The sequence below is a fragment of the Paraburkholderia sp. RL17-373-BIF-A genome (assembly GCF_046030175.1).
Lineage (GTDB): Bacteria > Pseudomonadota > Gammaproteobacteria > Burkholderiales > Burkholderiaceae > Paraburkholderia.
Genome location: NZ_JARESO010000045.1, coordinates 34,083 through 48,645 on the forward strand (window position 1 = coordinate 34,083; position 14,563 = coordinate 48,645).

Below are 14,563 nucleotides of genomic sequence, written 5' to 3' on the forward strand. Positions count from 1 at the left end.
CGATTTCTGTTTGGGTTCGGGCCGTCTGGAACCCTCATGTCTATTGGGACGCTTTTGCACGAAAAATTGGATCAAGCATGAAGTGGCGCGGATTTCCGACGCGTGCCTCACGGCTAGACACGAGGGGGAATCGCGCATTGAGGCGCGCTGGGGTTGGGTGCAGCCTGTTTTCCGGAAGAACAGGGAAGTGGACGTGCTGCTCAACGGCGGAACATTGAAGCGCGCCGGTACGCACAGTTGTGCGTCATTGGTTCTGCCATGCGTTGTTCGAAAGAGGGAGACGTCATGAACAAGCTTACGTCCGTTCTCGTGCGGGGTGTCGGTTGTGCTGGGATGCAAATCGCCGACCCGCCCGCGTCGCGGCCCGTCGGCCACTTGTGACAAATTCAATTCGCGATCCACAGTTCTTTGCGTGACGAGGGTAACCCGGCTTGCACGATGCCCTTTAAGCGTTGAGTGCACGGTACTTTCGCTTTCAGATGAGCCTGCGCGACATAGCGGGCTCACTTTTCACTCCTCGCGCTTGAACGAGTCGCAGCCCTGTCCGGTGCTATCATGACCTCTCCAGCCGGCTTACGTGAGGTCCGCCATGAATATTCTCTTGCCGGTGGACGGTAGTGAGTTCACGCAACGCACACTTGACTACGTTGCAAGCCATGGCACGCTGTTCGGGCCAGGACATACCTATACGGCATTTACGGCTGTCGCTCCAATTCCCGTACACGCGACACGGTATTTGAACCGTCCTATCGTTGAAGAGTACTATCGTGACGAGGCTGAGAACGTACTGGCGCCGTTGCGCGAGTCAGCAAAACTTCATTCGCTCTCCATTACGACTCAGTACGCCATCGGTCACGCTGCAGAAACCATCGCCGCATTCGCCAGGAACGAGCATCAGGATCTCATCGTGATGGGTTCCCACGGCCACTCGTGGATTGCGAACGTCATTCTTGGCTCGGTAGCGACTGGCGTGTTGGCACGCTGCGACGTGCCGGTACTCCTCGTTCGCTAGATCGGAACCACGCAATAGCGACAGTCGGATTCTCCTGTCGTCGGCCAGGAAGCGGCATTCGCCTGCACCGTCGCTCCGACATTCATACGTCGTTTCCACCCAGAAAGTGGATATTCAATTCACGCGGAACGACGCCTGGCGACTCAGGCGGTGAGGTGCCCGCCGGACAGGCGACGTTAACCAAGACAACACGCTTGATACCGAGGAGGTAATCCGCTCGCGTGGCTCGCCTTCAAAAAACTGACCATTGGGTTTGGGGAATGTAGGAATTGGCCCCTTTGCGCGCTAGCCCCGATCCTCCGGGAATTCCTCGCTGCATGATGGTAGACCAATGCAGGCGTCTTTAGGCTCTGGTGTACATAGGTGGCGTGGCCAAAATGTTTCTTATAGATATGGATGCCTTATTGATTGAACAGGAGCGCATTCCAGTCCGAGGACGCGGTGGCGTCTTTGAGCCCGAGAGCGGAAAGGTCGAACTGACAAGTCCACTGTCTGGTCGGCCCGATCCACCACCCGATACAGATAGACCCACCGGCCACGGATCTTCAGATAGGTCTCATCAATACACCATGACCGCCCTGGCGGGGCGTGCCAAAACTTTGGATGACCTGCTTCAATCTTTCAGCCACATCCACAACATGAATCAGTGACGCTCGCCCACGGTGCAGCTCGTCTGTTGATTGGCCACGATATCAAGCGCGGCCTTTGCCTCTTCGACCCGTAATCCATCCGGCAACGCCACACCGTTCTTGACCGCCGTCACCTCGGCCAGTATTGACACCGCGATTTCGGGCGGCGTCCGGCTGCCGATAAAAATGCCGACGGGTCCACGCAGCCGGGTAAGTTCTGCGTTACCGAAATCGAAATACGTTTCCAGCCGCTCACGCCGCGCGGCATTGCTTCGGCGCGAGCCCAGCGCGCCAACGTAAAACGCGGGCGTTCGCAGCGCCTCCATCAGAGCGAGGTCGTCGAGCTTCGGATCGTGTGTGAGCGCAATCACGGCGCAGCGCTCGTCGAGTTTCATATCGAGCACGGTGTCGTCCGGCATCGTACGTACGAGCGTCGTGCCGGGTATGTGCCAGGCGTCGGTGTACTCCTCGCGCGGATCGCAGACGGTCACTTGATAGTCGAGCCCGAGTGCGATCTGGCAAAGATATCGCGAGAGCTGACCGGCACCGATGACGAGCATCCGGTAACGTGGACCGTGAACGGTCAGGAGCCTGCGCCCGTCGAAATCGAGGCCGTCCGTCGAGTGCGCCGGCACGAGCCTTGCCGCGCCGCTCTTCATATCGAGCGAGCGCGCGACGAGTTGCCCGGCAGCCACCCGCCGGCACAGATCGTCGATGCCGCTCGCGCGCGTCAGCGGCTCGAGCACCAGCTCGATCGTGCCGCCGCACGGCAAGCCGAAGCGGTGCGCCTCGTCGGCGGAGATTCCGTATTTGAGGACTTCCGGGCGCGTCGGTCCGATGCCGAGCCGGCGCACGCGGTCGATCAGGTCGTCCTCGATGCAGCCGCCGGATACCGAGCCGACCACCGAGCCGTCCTCGCAAATCGCCAGCATGGCCCCTTCGGGCCGCGGCGACGAACCCCACGTCCTGACTACGGTGACAAGCAGCACGCGCTGGCCGCCCTCGATCCAGCGAACGCTCGCCTTCAGCACTTCGAGATTGACGCTATCCATGAAAATACCGGGTGATTGCCTGACCGTAACCTGGGCTTCGGAAGTAACCCGTCAGTGTCGCGACAGCGCCGAGCGCAAGGACATTTCTCGCGCGGCTTCTGGCGTGATGGTTCTGTTGAGCATGAAACAGGCGACACCGGCGGCCAGCATCGGCAACGCAGCGAGAAGAAAGATCGTTCCGATCGGCGTTCCGATGGCAATCAGGACACCCGCGAGCAGCGGGCCGAGGATGGCGCCGATGCGCGCCACCGCGAAGGAGGCGCCGGTCGCGGTCGAACGGATGAAGGTCGGATAGATCATGCTCGAAATGGCATTGAGGCCGATATTTCCCCCCAGGACCAGCAGACCCGAGACCAGCGCCATCGCCATGGTGAGACTGGCGCCCGTACCCACGGCCAACCCGAGGGCCGCCACCGGAATGGCGCCGAGGATCATCGTCAGCGTCATCACCCGTACGCCTTTCTTGTCGATCATCCAGCCGAAGAACCAGCTGAAGCCGGCACCAAGCTGGAAGAGGGCCTGGCTGCGGGCCGCATTGGCGAAGCCGATTTCGTCGGTCAGCAGCGTCGTCATCCACTGCGACAGGAAGAAGTGGGTGACGAAGGAAAAGCCAAGCGCCAGCCACAGGAAAGCGGTCATGGCCGAACGGCCCTCGGTGAAGAGGTGCGTCACCGGCACACCCGTGCGCGCCTGCTCCTGGATGGTAAAGCGCGTGTCGTCCGCGAATTGCGCACTGGGTTTCAGCTTACGGGCATAGGCCAGGATGCGTTTGCTGGAGGGGTTGCGCAGGATCAGGTAGCGGATGGATTCCGGCAGGCCGGCGAACAGGATGATGCCCGCCACCACGGCACCTGCGCCACCGAGATAGAAGACCGAGCGCCAGCCATAGGCCGGGATGATCTCCGCCGCGAGAAGGCCGCCGCCGGACGAGCCCGCGGTGTAGCCGAGATAGAGGAGGGTAATGATCAACCCCCGCTTACCCGAGCGGGCGTAGTCCGTGATCAGCGAGACCGCCATCGGCATGCCGCCGCCAATGCCGAGCGCAGCGCAAAAGCGCAGGATCGACAGTTCGACCAGGTTGTGGGCGAACGGCACGGCGAACGTGAAGGCGCCGAACAGCGTGGTAGCCAGCAGGATGGCGCGCCGCCGGCCGATGCGGTCGGCCAGCATGGCGAAGACGACCGAACCCGCCATCCAGCCGACGATGCTGACGTTGAACACGGGCGTCATCAAGGCCCGGTTGATGCCCCATTCCTTGATGATGCCGGGGGCGGCGTAATTCAAAGCCTGATTGTCGAAGCCGTCCGCCAGCATGACGAGGGCGCACAGAACGAAGAGGGTCACGGTGAACCAGCTGCGTTCCTGCGTCTCGACGACCTGGGCGATATCGACGGTATTCTTTTGAGTCATGGCGGTCTCCGGATGCCTCTGCTCCAACGGCTGTTTACCTTCGGTTGGCACGTTGGTGCTCATTCGCCGTGGCCGCCCGAAGCTTCACGCACCGGTGTTTCCGGCTTCACGCCGCCACGCCGGTTGGTCCAGGTGCGCTCGCCCGTCTCGCGCCAGCCGCCGGAGGTCGCCGCCTCTGCATACTCATCCCAGCGCTTGTCCCAGTCGCCCAGGTGATAGCCATGCCAGGGTGACTGCGGCGTGAGGGAGGGGAGTTGCAGCTCTTCCCAGATCTTGCGTGCCGCGCTCATGTAGGGCTCCGTGGGCAGCGCCAGCGGCGGCATGGCGTGCTTCAGCGTCGCGTCGATCAGCAGCGTACTTTCGAGCGGCGCGCGACCGGACTTGGGGCCGTGACCGCTGGCGCGATAGGGTGTCACGTGCAGGTCATGTGTGAAGTCGGACCGATAGGCCAACGACCAGAAGATCGCATCGGCGTTTTCCGGGTTGATATCCTCGGAGACCGCGATGACCAGCTTGCCGCACTGCGCCTGCAGCGTCGCGGCCCCTTGCAGGCCGCGCCAGACCTCCGCCTGCTGCGTGCCGCGCGCGAACTGGAGGAAGATCACCTTGCGCAGGTTGGTCAGCGGCTCGTGCATCACCACCCGCTCGATGCCGCGCACGCCCATCACCTTGCGCAGATGCTCGAGATATAAGGGCTCGTAGGCCACTTTCTTCAGCACGGAACTTTCGCTGGGCGTGACCTGGCTGATGATCGAGACGAACACCGGCTTCTTCTTCATCGTGATCGCGGTGACGTGCATGGACATGTTGTAGTCTTCGAGCGCGATGTGGCCGTGGCTTTCGCCGAACGGGCCTTCGGGCTCCAACGCATCGGTGTCGATCAAGCCTTCGATCACGATTTCGGCATCGGCGGGAACGACGAGATCGATGGTTTTACAGCGCACCACCTCGACCGGCGCGCGCATCAGGCCGCCGGCAACGGCCATCTCGTCCTGGTCGATCTGGAGCTTCTGCGGCCCGGTGAACAGCACGGCGGGCGCGCAGCCCAACACGATCGCACACGGCATCTGCTCGCCCTTGGCCCGATATTTCTCCCAATGGAGATAGCCACCGGCACCCGACAGGCGGCTCGCCATGCGCACACCCAAGCGGTCTTCCGACTTCAGCGCGGCGCGGTAAGTGCCCATGTTCTGGACGCCGCTGTCGGGATCTTTGGTCACGCAGAGCGTCGCGGTCAGATAGGGCGCCGCGTCAAAGCCTGGCGTGGAAACCGGCACCGGCAGGCGCGACAGGCCGTTTTCCTTCAGCGCATCGCCGCTGATCACCACCTCCTGGCAGGGCGCCTGCTCCACCATGACGGGTGGAACCGGCTCGGCGATCGCCTCCGTCCAGGCCTTGCCGATCTGCTCGACAGGCAAGCCCAGGCCGGTAGCGTAGATCTCCGGCGAGGCGGCAAGCCCGCCGATCAGCACCGGGATGTCATAAGTCCGGCCGTCGCCGTCGACCACGTTGGTGAACAGGAACGCGCGGCGCTGATCTTCGTGCAGCCCGCCCTGGAACTGCCAGCGCGCTAGCGGGTGCAGTTCCGTATCCTTGTTGATCGGCCGCTCGATGCGAGTCAGCAGCCCCTTGGCTTCCAGCCGGGAGATATGTTCCTGCAGATTACGCGGAGCACCGCCGGCCGTTGCCGTTCGCGAAAGATCGTGAGGCGATGATGACATTCTGTCTCCTTAGCGTGAGACCCAGCAGGTGGGTAAATTGGTGTGATTGTATGATTGCATAACAGTATTACGGATGTCAACGCGACGCCACCCACTGACGCACGGCGCCCCGGCGGCGCCTGGATTGCTGTCGAACGAGTGCTGGGCGGTGGTCTTGTAATGAATCCGGCTGGTAGCCTGCTGCCGAAGCGGCATCGCTCAGAGGCCGCCCATGCACAGGTACTTGATCTCGAGATATTCCTCGATGCCGTACTTCGAGCCTTCGCGGCCGAGGCCGGACTGCTTGACGCCGCCGAACGGCGCGACTTCGTTCGAAATCAGGCCGGTGTTGATGCCGACCATCCCGTATTCGAGCGCCTCGGACACGCGCCAGATCCGGCCTATGTCACGGCTGTAGAAGTAGGCGGCAAGACCGAACTCGGTGGCGTTCGCCGCCTCGATTGCTTCGCGCTCCTCGTGAAAGCGGAAGAGCGGGGCGACCGGGCCAAAGGTCTCCTCGCTGGCAAAGCGCATCGACGCGGTGACGCCCTCGACCACGGTCGGCTCGAAGAAGAGCTTGCCGGCCGTATGACGCTTGCCGCCGGCGAGCACGCGCGCGCCGTGCGCCACCGCATCGGCGATATGCGCTTCGACCTTCTCGATGGCGGCCTCGTTGATGAGCGGGCCTTGCGTGACGCCGGCCTCGAACCCGTTGCCGACCTTGATGCGGCCGACCGCCGCCGCGAATTTTTCGGTGAACGCGTCGTACACGCCGTCCTGTACATAGAAGCGGTTCGTGCAGACGCAGGTTTGCCCGGCATTGCGGTACTTCGAGGCGAGCGCACCTTCGACTGCCGCGTCCAGGTCGGCATCGTCGAACACGATGAACGGCGCGTTGCCGCCCAGTTCGAGCGAGAGTTTCTTGACCGTCGGCGCGCACTGACTCATCAGCAGTCGGCCCACCGGCGTCGAGCCGGTGAACGAGAGCTTGCGCACGATCGGGTTGCTGGTCATCTCCGCGCCGATCGCGCGCGGATCGCCGACGACGATACTGAACACACCGGCCGGCACGCCGGCGCGATGCGCCAGTTCGGCCAGCGCGAGCGCCGACAGCGGCGTGGCTTCGGCCGGCTTCACGATCATGGCGCAGCCGGCGGCGAGCGCGGGCGCGACCTTGCGCGTAATCATGGCAGCCGGGAAATTCCACGGTGTAATCGCGGCGCAGACGCCGATCGGCTCCTTCGTCACGAGCATCCGCTTGTCGGTGGCCGGCGAGGCGAGCACGTCGCCGTCGACCCGCTTGGCCTGCTCGGCGAACCATTCGATGAACGACGCTGCATAACCGATCTCGCCTTTCGCTTCCGCGAGCGGCTTGCCTTGCTCGGCCGACATGATCATCGCGAGGTCGTCGGTGTTCGCGACCATCAGCGCGTGCCAGCGCTTCAGGATGGCCGCGCGCTGCGCCGCGGTGAGTGCGCGCCAGCCGCGCTGCGCGCGTTCGCCGGCTTCGATCGCACGGCGCGTCTCGACGCCGGTCATCAGCGGCACGTCGGCGATCTTCTCGCCGGTGGCGGGATCGTTGACGGCGAAGGTGCGGGCGTCGTCGGCGCCGCACCATGCGCCATCGACATAGGCGAGCGAGCGCAACAGGCTCGGATCGGCGAGCCGGGAAAGCGGATTGGATTCAGTCATGATCGTCGCAAAGGGCGGCCCCGCCCACGCTAGCGGCGCGGCGGGCCTGAGATGTTGATGAAAGCGGGCGGCGCACGCGTTACTGCCGCATTACTGCTCGGGTTGCTGTTCCTTCCAGCGCTTGACCACACCCGTCTCGATGTCGAACAGATCGAGCATGCGGCCGACTGTGTGATTGACGATGTCGTCGATCGATTGCGGCTTCGAGTAGAACGCTGGCACGATCGGCGCGATCACCGCGCCCATGTCCGAAAGCTGCACGAGCGTGCGCAGATGTCCGCCGTGCAGCGGCGTCTCGCGCACGCCGAGCACGAGACGCCGGCGCTCCTTCAGCACGACGTCGGCCGCGCGGCTGATCAGCGAGCTCGTGATGCCGGTGGCGATCTCGCTCATCGAGCGCACCGAGCACGGCACGATCAGCATGCCCTTCGTCTTGAACGAGCCCGAGGAAATCGCCGCGCCGATGTCGCCGGCCGCATACCAGTGCGACGCGCGCGCGCGCAGATCGGCGGCGCGCATGTCGGTTTCGTAGGTCATCGTCAGCTCGGCGGCCTTGCTGATCACGAGATGCGTCTCGACGCCCGCCTCGGCGAGCAGTTCGAGCGCGCGGATCCCGTAGATCACGCCGGACGCGCCGGTGATGCCGACGATGATCCGTTCAGGAGTGCCGTTATTTGTCGCCACGATCGCCCTCGACGCCGCGCACCGGCGAATTCGGCTCGACGCCGCTCTTGCGGCGCGCCTGGTAGGACGCGTCGCGCTGCATCCACTCGCCGCGCGTCGCCTGCTCGGCGTTGCGGTCCCATTCCTCGGTCCAGTCGCCGAGCGAGTAGCCGTACCAGGGCGACTCCGGCTTCAGTGCCGGCAGGCCGAGGCGTTCCCACAGCACCTTGGCGTTCTCCATGTATTCCTTCTTCGGCAGCGCGAGCGGCGGCATGGGTGTCTTCATCGTCGCGTCGATCAGCATGGCCGAATCGAGGCCGCTTGCATGATCCGAGCGGGGACCGTGGCCCGCCTCGCGGTACGGAATCAGCTTCACGTCCTCGACCGGATTGCAGCGATAGCCCATCGCCCAGAACACGGCGTCCGCGTTGTTCGGATCGATGTCGTCGTCGATCGCGATCACGAACTTGCCGATCGCGGCCTGCAGCGACATCGTGCCGTACAGCGCGCGCCAGACCTCGGTGCGCTTCGCGCCGCGCTCGAACTGGAGGAACACGAAGCGGCGCAGGTTCGTGAGCGGCTCGTGCAGCGACACCTTCTTGATGCCGCGGATGCCGAGATGGTCGCGCAAATGACGCAGGAACATCGGCTCGTAGGCGAGCCGTTTGATCACGCTCGATTCGGACGGCGTGACCTGCGAGATGATCGAGGTCAGCACCGCGTCCTTGCGGCGCGTGATCGCCGTGACTTCGATGGCGAGGTTGTAGTCCTCGAGCGCGACATAACCGTGGCTCTCGCCGAACGGACCTTCCGGTTCGAGATACGTCGGATCGACATAGCCTTCGACGACGACTTCCGCCTCGGCCGGCACCAGCAGATCGACGGTGCGGCCTTTGACGACGCGAATCGGCGCACCGGCGAGACCGCCGGCGACGCTCAGCTCATCGACGTTCGGGCGCAGCTTCTGCGGACCTTGGAAGGCGACGACGGGCGGCGCGCCGAGCACGATGGCGACCGGCATCTTCTCGCCGTTGGCCGCACACTTGCGCCAGTGGTCGAGGCCGCCCGCGCGCAGGTTCACGAGCATCATCATGCCGAGGCGCGTGGCCGACTTCAGGTGGCCGCGATAAGTGCCCATGTTCTGCACGCCGGTTTCCGGATCGCGCGAGATCACGCCGGTCATCGTCATGTACGGCGCGGCGTCGAAGCCCGGCGTGGAGATCGGCAGCGGCAGCGATTCGAGTCCGTTGCCGGGACCTTCGAGGTCTTTGCCCTCGATCACGATGTCATGCACGGGACCGCTTTCAACGAGGACGGGCGGGATCGGATTGTCGATCGCGTGGTTCCACGCGTCGCCGATGTCGTCGAGCGACGGCACGTTCATGCCGATCCGGTAGATCTCCGGATTCGCGGCGATGCCGCCGACGATGACCGGAATGTCGTACTTGCGGCCCTTGCTGTCGACGATATTGGTAAAGAGGAACGCCTTGCGATCGGCTTCCGGAATGCCGCCGCGGAACTGCCAGCGCACGAGCGGATGCATTTCGGTGTCTTTGTTGACCGGCTCGTCGATCCGGTACAGCAGGCCTGCCGCTTCGAGGCGCGCGATGTGTTCGTGCAGGTCTGCGTAACCCGGGTTCGTGGAAGACGTGGAAGTAGTGTCTTGATCAGCCATGACTAGAAGTCCCATGAAGCGCAGCGTTGCGCTGCGCCTCTATTGCTTGAAGTGTTGCCCGAGGCGGGCAGGGTACTGCGTGTTCGATTCGTGCCGCACCTGCCGCTGGTGCGGCACCGCGGCGGCGTATCAGCGGCGCATCGACGTCATTGCGTTCGCGAGCGACGCGCCCGCGACTTCGCTTGCGAGCGAGAAATCGGGAATCGTGATCTCGCGGGAGTACGTCTTCAGCGCCGCGATGGCGATCCGATCGCGCGTGCAGATCGAGGCGACCATCGCGTCCGCGCGCTCGCTCAGACTCGCGGCCGGCACGACTTCGGCGACGATGCCCCACTCGCGCGCGTTCGCGGCGTCGATGGTCTCAGTCAGATAGACCATGTGCGCGGATGCCTTCGGCGGAACCTTGTAGCGCAGCACGGACATCACGAGCGTCGGCGGCAGGTTTTTCTGCAGTTCGGGCAGGTTGAAGCGCGCGTTGTCCGAGGCGACCGCCAGGTCGCACGCGGTGACGAGCGCGCAGCCAAAACCTTCCGCATCGCCTTGCACTTCGGCGAGGAGCGGCACTTCGCTTTCGTGCATCGCGCGGTAGACGTCGAGAATCGGATCGGCCACATTGCGGCGGTACTGCGCGGACGTCGGCGGCGTGGCCGGCGGCGCGCTGACGGCGCGGCCGCGGCAGAACGCGGGACCCGACGCGCGGAGGCGGATGATTTTCACGTTACTGTCGCGGCCGGCCTTGCGGATCTCGGCGGCGAGCGCGCGCATCGCGTCGAGCGTCAGCATGTTGCCGAGGTCCGGCTGGGCAAGGGTGATCCGGTATTCGGAATCGTGGAGCGCTGCGGTGAATTCGGTCGTCATGGAGAAGAGGTGTCGTTAATGAAAACTGGGAATGAGCGCTCGCGATGCGCAAGCGCCCGCGCCGGTCAGCGCGCGTAGGCGCCGGCCTCCTTGAGTTTCTGGAATACGCGCTGCGGAACGAGCGGCGCTTCGGTGAACTCGACGCCGTATTCCGAAAGCGCGTCCTCGATCGCCGCGACGATCGCGGCGGCCGCCGGAATCGTGCCGCCTTCGCCCGCGCCCTTGACGCCGAGCGGATTCAGCGGCGACGGCGTTTCGAGGTGCACGATGTCGATGTTCGGCACATCGGTCGCCATCGGCAGCAGGTACTCGCCGAAGTTCGTCGTGGTCGGCTGCGCGTTCTCGTCGTACTGCATCCATTCGAGCGTCGCGTTGCCGATGCCGTGCGCGACCGAGCCGATCACCTGGCCGTCGACGAGCAGCGGGTTGATGAGCTTGCCCGAGTCGTGCGCCATCACGTAGTTGAGGATCGTGATATGGCCGGTCTCGCGATCGACTTCGAGTTCGACGACGGCGGTGCCGTTGCAGTAGGTCGACTGCGCGGGCGAGAAATACTTCGTTTCTTCGAGACCGGCAGTGAGGCCCGCCGGCATCGTGAAGCCCGGCATGCCCTGCGAGATCTTCGCGAGCTGGCCGTAGCTCATGCGCTGCTCGATGCCCGAGCGGCGCGCGACGTGTCCTTGCGCGAGGATGAGGTCGTCGGTTTCGCACTTCCACAGGTGGGCGGCGAGCGTGAACATCTTGTCGCGCACGGCCTGGGCGGCGATGTAGACCGAGTTGCCGGCATTGACCGTCGCGCGGCTCGCGAACGTGCCGACGCCCATCGAGATGCCGCCCGTATCGCCGGTGACGACATCGACCAGTTCGAGCGGTACGTTCAGCTGTTCGGCACAGATCTGCGCGAAGGTCGTCTTGTGGCCTTGGCCTTGCGGCGACGCGCCGGTAATCACGGTGATGCGGCCGGTTCCCTGAATGCGCACCGTCGCGCCCTCGAACGGGCCCATGCCGGTGCCTTCGACAAAGCTCGCCATGCCGATGCCGACGAAGCGGCCCTGGCGGCGCGCTTCGGCCTTGCGCACGGCGAAGCCCGCATAGTTCGCGCGCTCCAGCGCCGCTTTCTGGCAAGCCGGATAGTCGCCGCTGTCGTAGCGCAGCGGGCTACCGTCGCGATAGATGAAACCCGCGTCATACGGCATCTGTTCCGGCTGGATCAGATTGCGCCAGCGCAGCTCCGCGCGATCCATGCCGAGCGCGCGCGCGGCCTTGTCGAGAATCCGCTCCATCGCGAACACCGCCTGAGGGCGGCCTGCGCCGCGCACCGGCGAAGTGGCGCACTTGTTTGTGTAGACGACGTCGAGCTTTGCGCCCATCGCTGGGATCACGTAGGGGCCGGGCGTCGTCGTGATCGAGATATACGGGGTGATGATGCCCCACGGCAGGAACGCGCCGTTGTCGTGCACCATCTCGAGTTTCACGCCGCGGATCTTGCCGTCGTTTCCGAGCGCCATCTGCACCGTCCACCACTGGTCGCGCTCCTGCGTGACTGCGAGGAAGTGCTCGCGCCGGTCTTCGATCCATTTGACGGGACGCTTGAGCGCGACCGCCGCGATCGCGACGAGCGCCTCTTCCGGATAGAAAGGCAGCTTCGGACCGAAGCCGCCGCCGACGTCGTTCATCAGCACGCGCAGCTTTTCGGCATCCCATTCGAGCAGCTCAACGAGATTCTTTTTCTCGTGATGCGGCGCCTGACCCGACGACCAGACCGTCAGCTCGCCGTTGGTGGCGTGATATTCGGCGATATAGCCGCGCGTTTCCATCGGATGCGCGGAGCCGCGGTTTTGCCAGTATGTTTCCTCGACGACGTGCGGCGCATCCTTGAAGGCCGCGTCGATGTCACCGAAACCCATTTCGATATGCGCGACGACGTTGTCTTTCGCGTCGGTGTGGCAGAGCGGCGAGTCCGGGCGCAGTCCGTCGCGGCACTCGGCAACGGCGGGCAGCGGGTCGTACTCGATCTCGATCAGACCGCAGGCGTCTTCCGCGATATAGCGATTGTCCGCGACGACGAACGCCACGGCTTCTCCCGCGAACGTTACTTCCGTCGAGGTGAGCAGTTCCTGGGTGCGCTCGAAGCGGATCGCCGGGTTCGGCAGCATCGACGGCGCGCGGCCGCGTGCGCGGCCGGTCAGGTCCGCGTGCGTATAAACAGCGTGCACGCCCTTCAGTTCGCGGGCGGCCGTGCAATCGATCGAGACGATTTTCGCGTGCGCGTGCGGGCTGCGCAGCACCGCGGCTTGCAGCATGTTCGGCAGGTGTACGTCGTCCACATAGGAGCCCTGGCCTTGCAGCAGCTTCTTGTCTTCGGTGCGCATGACGCGCCGGCCGATGTAGCGCTGGTCGGTGGGGGCACCCTTCAGGTCGGAATGGTCCATTGCGTTACTCCGTAGCTTGGGCTGCCGGCGCGGCGGCACGCTGGTCGCGGATGCGCTGAGCGGCGAGCAGGGCAGCCGCGACGATCGGCTGGTAACCCGTACAGCGGCACAGATTGCCCGTGATCGCTTCGCGGATCTCGGCTTCGGTCGGCGAATCCGTTTCGTTCAGCAGTTCGGTCAGCGTCATCAGCATGCCGGGCGTACAGAACCCGCATTGCAGCGCGTGCGTTTCGGTAAAGGCCTGTTGCAGCGCGTTGAGCGTGCCGTCCGCCTGGGCGAGCCCTTCGACTGTCGTCAGCGAATGTCCATTCACCTGGGCGGCGAGCGTCAGGCAGGCGCGCGCGGTGCGGCCGTCGATCAGCACGGTGCAGGCGCCGCAGACGCCGTGTTCGCAACCGTAGTGCGTGCCGGTGAGATTGAGGTCGTGACGCAGGAAGTCACCGAGCATGCGACGCGGTTCGACCTCGTGCTCATAAGCGGTGCCGTTGACGACGACTCTGACGGTACGAGTCTCCATGTGCATCTCCTTTGTCACGCTACGATTGTGTTGCGACGCGCGAGAACGCTGTCTTCAGCGCTCTTTCGGTCAGGACGCCGGCGAGATGCTGGCGGTAGTCGGTGCTGACGTGCGCGTCGGTCATCACGTCGAGCGCGCGCGCCGCGTCGCTCGCGATGCGCAGCGCGTCTTCGTCCATCGGGCGGCCGCGCAAGGCGGTCTCGACCTCGTGCATTCGCACCGGGCCGGGAGCCACACCGCAGATCGTCAGCGACACGCGGTCGAGGCGCTGTTGCGCATCGACGGTGCAGAGCGCCGCGACGCCGACGATGGCGTAATCGCCATGACGCCGCGCGAACTCTTCGAATGCGTAGCCATGGCCTTCGGGCCAGATGTCGAGCGAGATGCCGGCGAGCAGGTCGCCTTCCTCGAGCGCGGGCGTCATATACATCAGCGCCCAGTCGGACATTGGCAGCTCCCGGGTCGCGACTGCGCCGTCTTCGTAGCGCACGATCGTCAGGACACCGTCGAGTGCGGCGGTGAAGCATGGCTGCTCGGACGACGGATCCAGCTGGCACAGGCTGCCGCCGAGCGTGCCGCGATTGCGGATCTGCTTGTGGCTGACGAGCTGATACGCCTCGCGGATCAGCGGCGCGCGCTTCATGACGAGCGGCGACAGTTCGATGTCGCGCTGCCGCGCCATCGCGCCGATGTGAAGACGGCCGTTGCGCTCCTCGATGCGGGTGAGTGCCTCGACGCCGTTCAGGTCGATCAGGTGACTCGTCATCAGATACCGGAAGTTCATCATCGGCATCAGCGACTGGCCGCCGGCAAGCACGCGCGCATCCTCGAGTGTGCCGAGCAGCTGCGCGGCCTCGTCGACGGTGGTCGGCGCGTGATACTGGAATTCACTGGGTTTCATGCGTGCTCCGATAGTGCGGTGG

At 64.5% G+C, this 14,563-nt stretch carries 11 protein-coding genes and 1 pseudogene; 1 reads left to right on the forward strand and 11 read right to left on the reverse strand.

Translation table 11 applies throughout. The features are described 5' to 3' along the window. Positions 1-589 precede the first annotated feature (589 nt). The gene (locus P0D80_RS36135; protein WP_132380895.1) at positions 590-1,012 is read left to right on the forward strand and encodes a universal stress protein; all 423 of its coding nucleotides are present in this window, start codon (positions 590-592) and stop codon (positions 1,010-1,012) included. A gap of 459 nt (positions 1,013-1,471) precedes the next feature. On the opposite strand, the pseudogene P0D80_RS36140 reads toward P0D80_RS36135, so the two are convergent. From P0D80_RS36140 to P0D80_RS36190, 11 genes and pseudogenes are all read right to left on the reverse strand, one after another. Continuing rightward, positions 1,472-1,597 (reverse strand): annotated as a pseudogene (locus P0D80_RS36140) (DDE-type integrase/transposase/recombinase); the annotation flags it as partial. A 58-nt stretch (positions 1,598-1,655) separates the two neighbouring features. Next, on the reverse strand, positions 1,656-2,693 hold the full coding sequence (locus P0D80_RS36145) for an XdhC family protein (RefSeq protein WP_408290985.1): 1,038 nt from the start codon (positions 2,691-2,693) through the stop codon (positions 1,656-1,658). A 51-nt stretch (positions 2,694-2,744) separates the two neighbouring features. Further along, positions 2,745-4,103, reverse strand: coding sequence for an MFS transporter (locus P0D80_RS36150; RefSeq protein WP_132381356.1), 1,359 nt, complete (start codon positions 4,101-4,103; stop codon positions 2,745-2,747). Positions 4,104-4,162: 59 nt separating this feature from the next. Next, the gene (locus P0D80_RS36155) at positions 4,163-5,824 is read right to left on the reverse strand and encodes a UbiD family decarboxylase (protein ID WP_408290988.1); all 1,662 of its coding nucleotides are present in this window, start codon (positions 5,822-5,824) and stop codon (positions 4,163-4,165) included. A gap of 198 nt (positions 5,825-6,022) precedes the next feature. After that, positions 6,023-7,495 carry an NAD-dependent succinate-semialdehyde dehydrogenase gene (locus P0D80_RS36160; RefSeq protein WP_408290990.1) on the reverse strand — a complete coding sequence of 491 codons (1,473 nt, stop codon included), beginning with the start codon at positions 7,493-7,495 and terminating at the stop codon, positions 6,023-6,025. A 90-nt stretch (positions 7,496-7,585) separates the two neighbouring features. Beyond that, complete coding sequence (locus P0D80_RS36165) at positions 7,586-8,179, reverse strand: UbiX family flavin prenyltransferase (protein ID WP_132380888.1); 594 nt, start codon at positions 8,177-8,179, stop codon at positions 7,586-7,588. Further along, complete coding sequence (locus tag P0D80_RS36170; RefSeq protein WP_408290993.1) at positions 8,166-9,833, reverse strand: UbiD family decarboxylase; 1,668 nt, start codon at positions 9,831-9,833, stop codon at positions 8,166-8,168. Before P0D80_RS36170 ends, P0D80_RS36165 begins: the two co-directional genes overlap by 14 nt. Before the next feature lie 129 nt (positions 9,834-9,962). Continuing rightward, the gene (locus tag P0D80_RS36175) at positions 9,963-10,691 is read right to left on the reverse strand and encodes an enoyl-CoA hydratase/isomerase family protein (RefSeq protein WP_132380884.1); all 729 of its coding nucleotides are present in this window, start codon (positions 10,689-10,691) and stop codon (positions 9,963-9,965) included. A gap of 65 nt (positions 10,692-10,756) precedes the next feature. Continuing rightward, positions 10,757-13,123, reverse strand: coding sequence for a xanthine dehydrogenase family protein molybdopterin-binding subunit (locus P0D80_RS36180; RefSeq protein WP_408290996.1), 2,367 nt, complete (start codon positions 13,121-13,123; stop codon positions 10,757-10,759). 4 nt (positions 13,124-13,127) lie between these two features. Next, positions 13,128-13,640 (reverse strand): (2Fe-2S)-binding protein, encoded by a 513-nt coding sequence (locus tag P0D80_RS36185; protein ID WP_132380880.1) that lies wholly within the window; start codon positions 13,638-13,640, stop codon positions 13,128-13,130. Positions 13,641-13,659: 19 nt separating this feature from the next. Continuing rightward, positions 13,660-14,541, reverse strand: coding sequence for an FAD binding domain-containing protein (locus P0D80_RS36190; RefSeq protein ID WP_132380878.1), 882 nt, complete (start codon positions 14,539-14,541; stop codon positions 13,660-13,662). Positions 14,542-14,563: the final 22 nt, after the last annotated feature.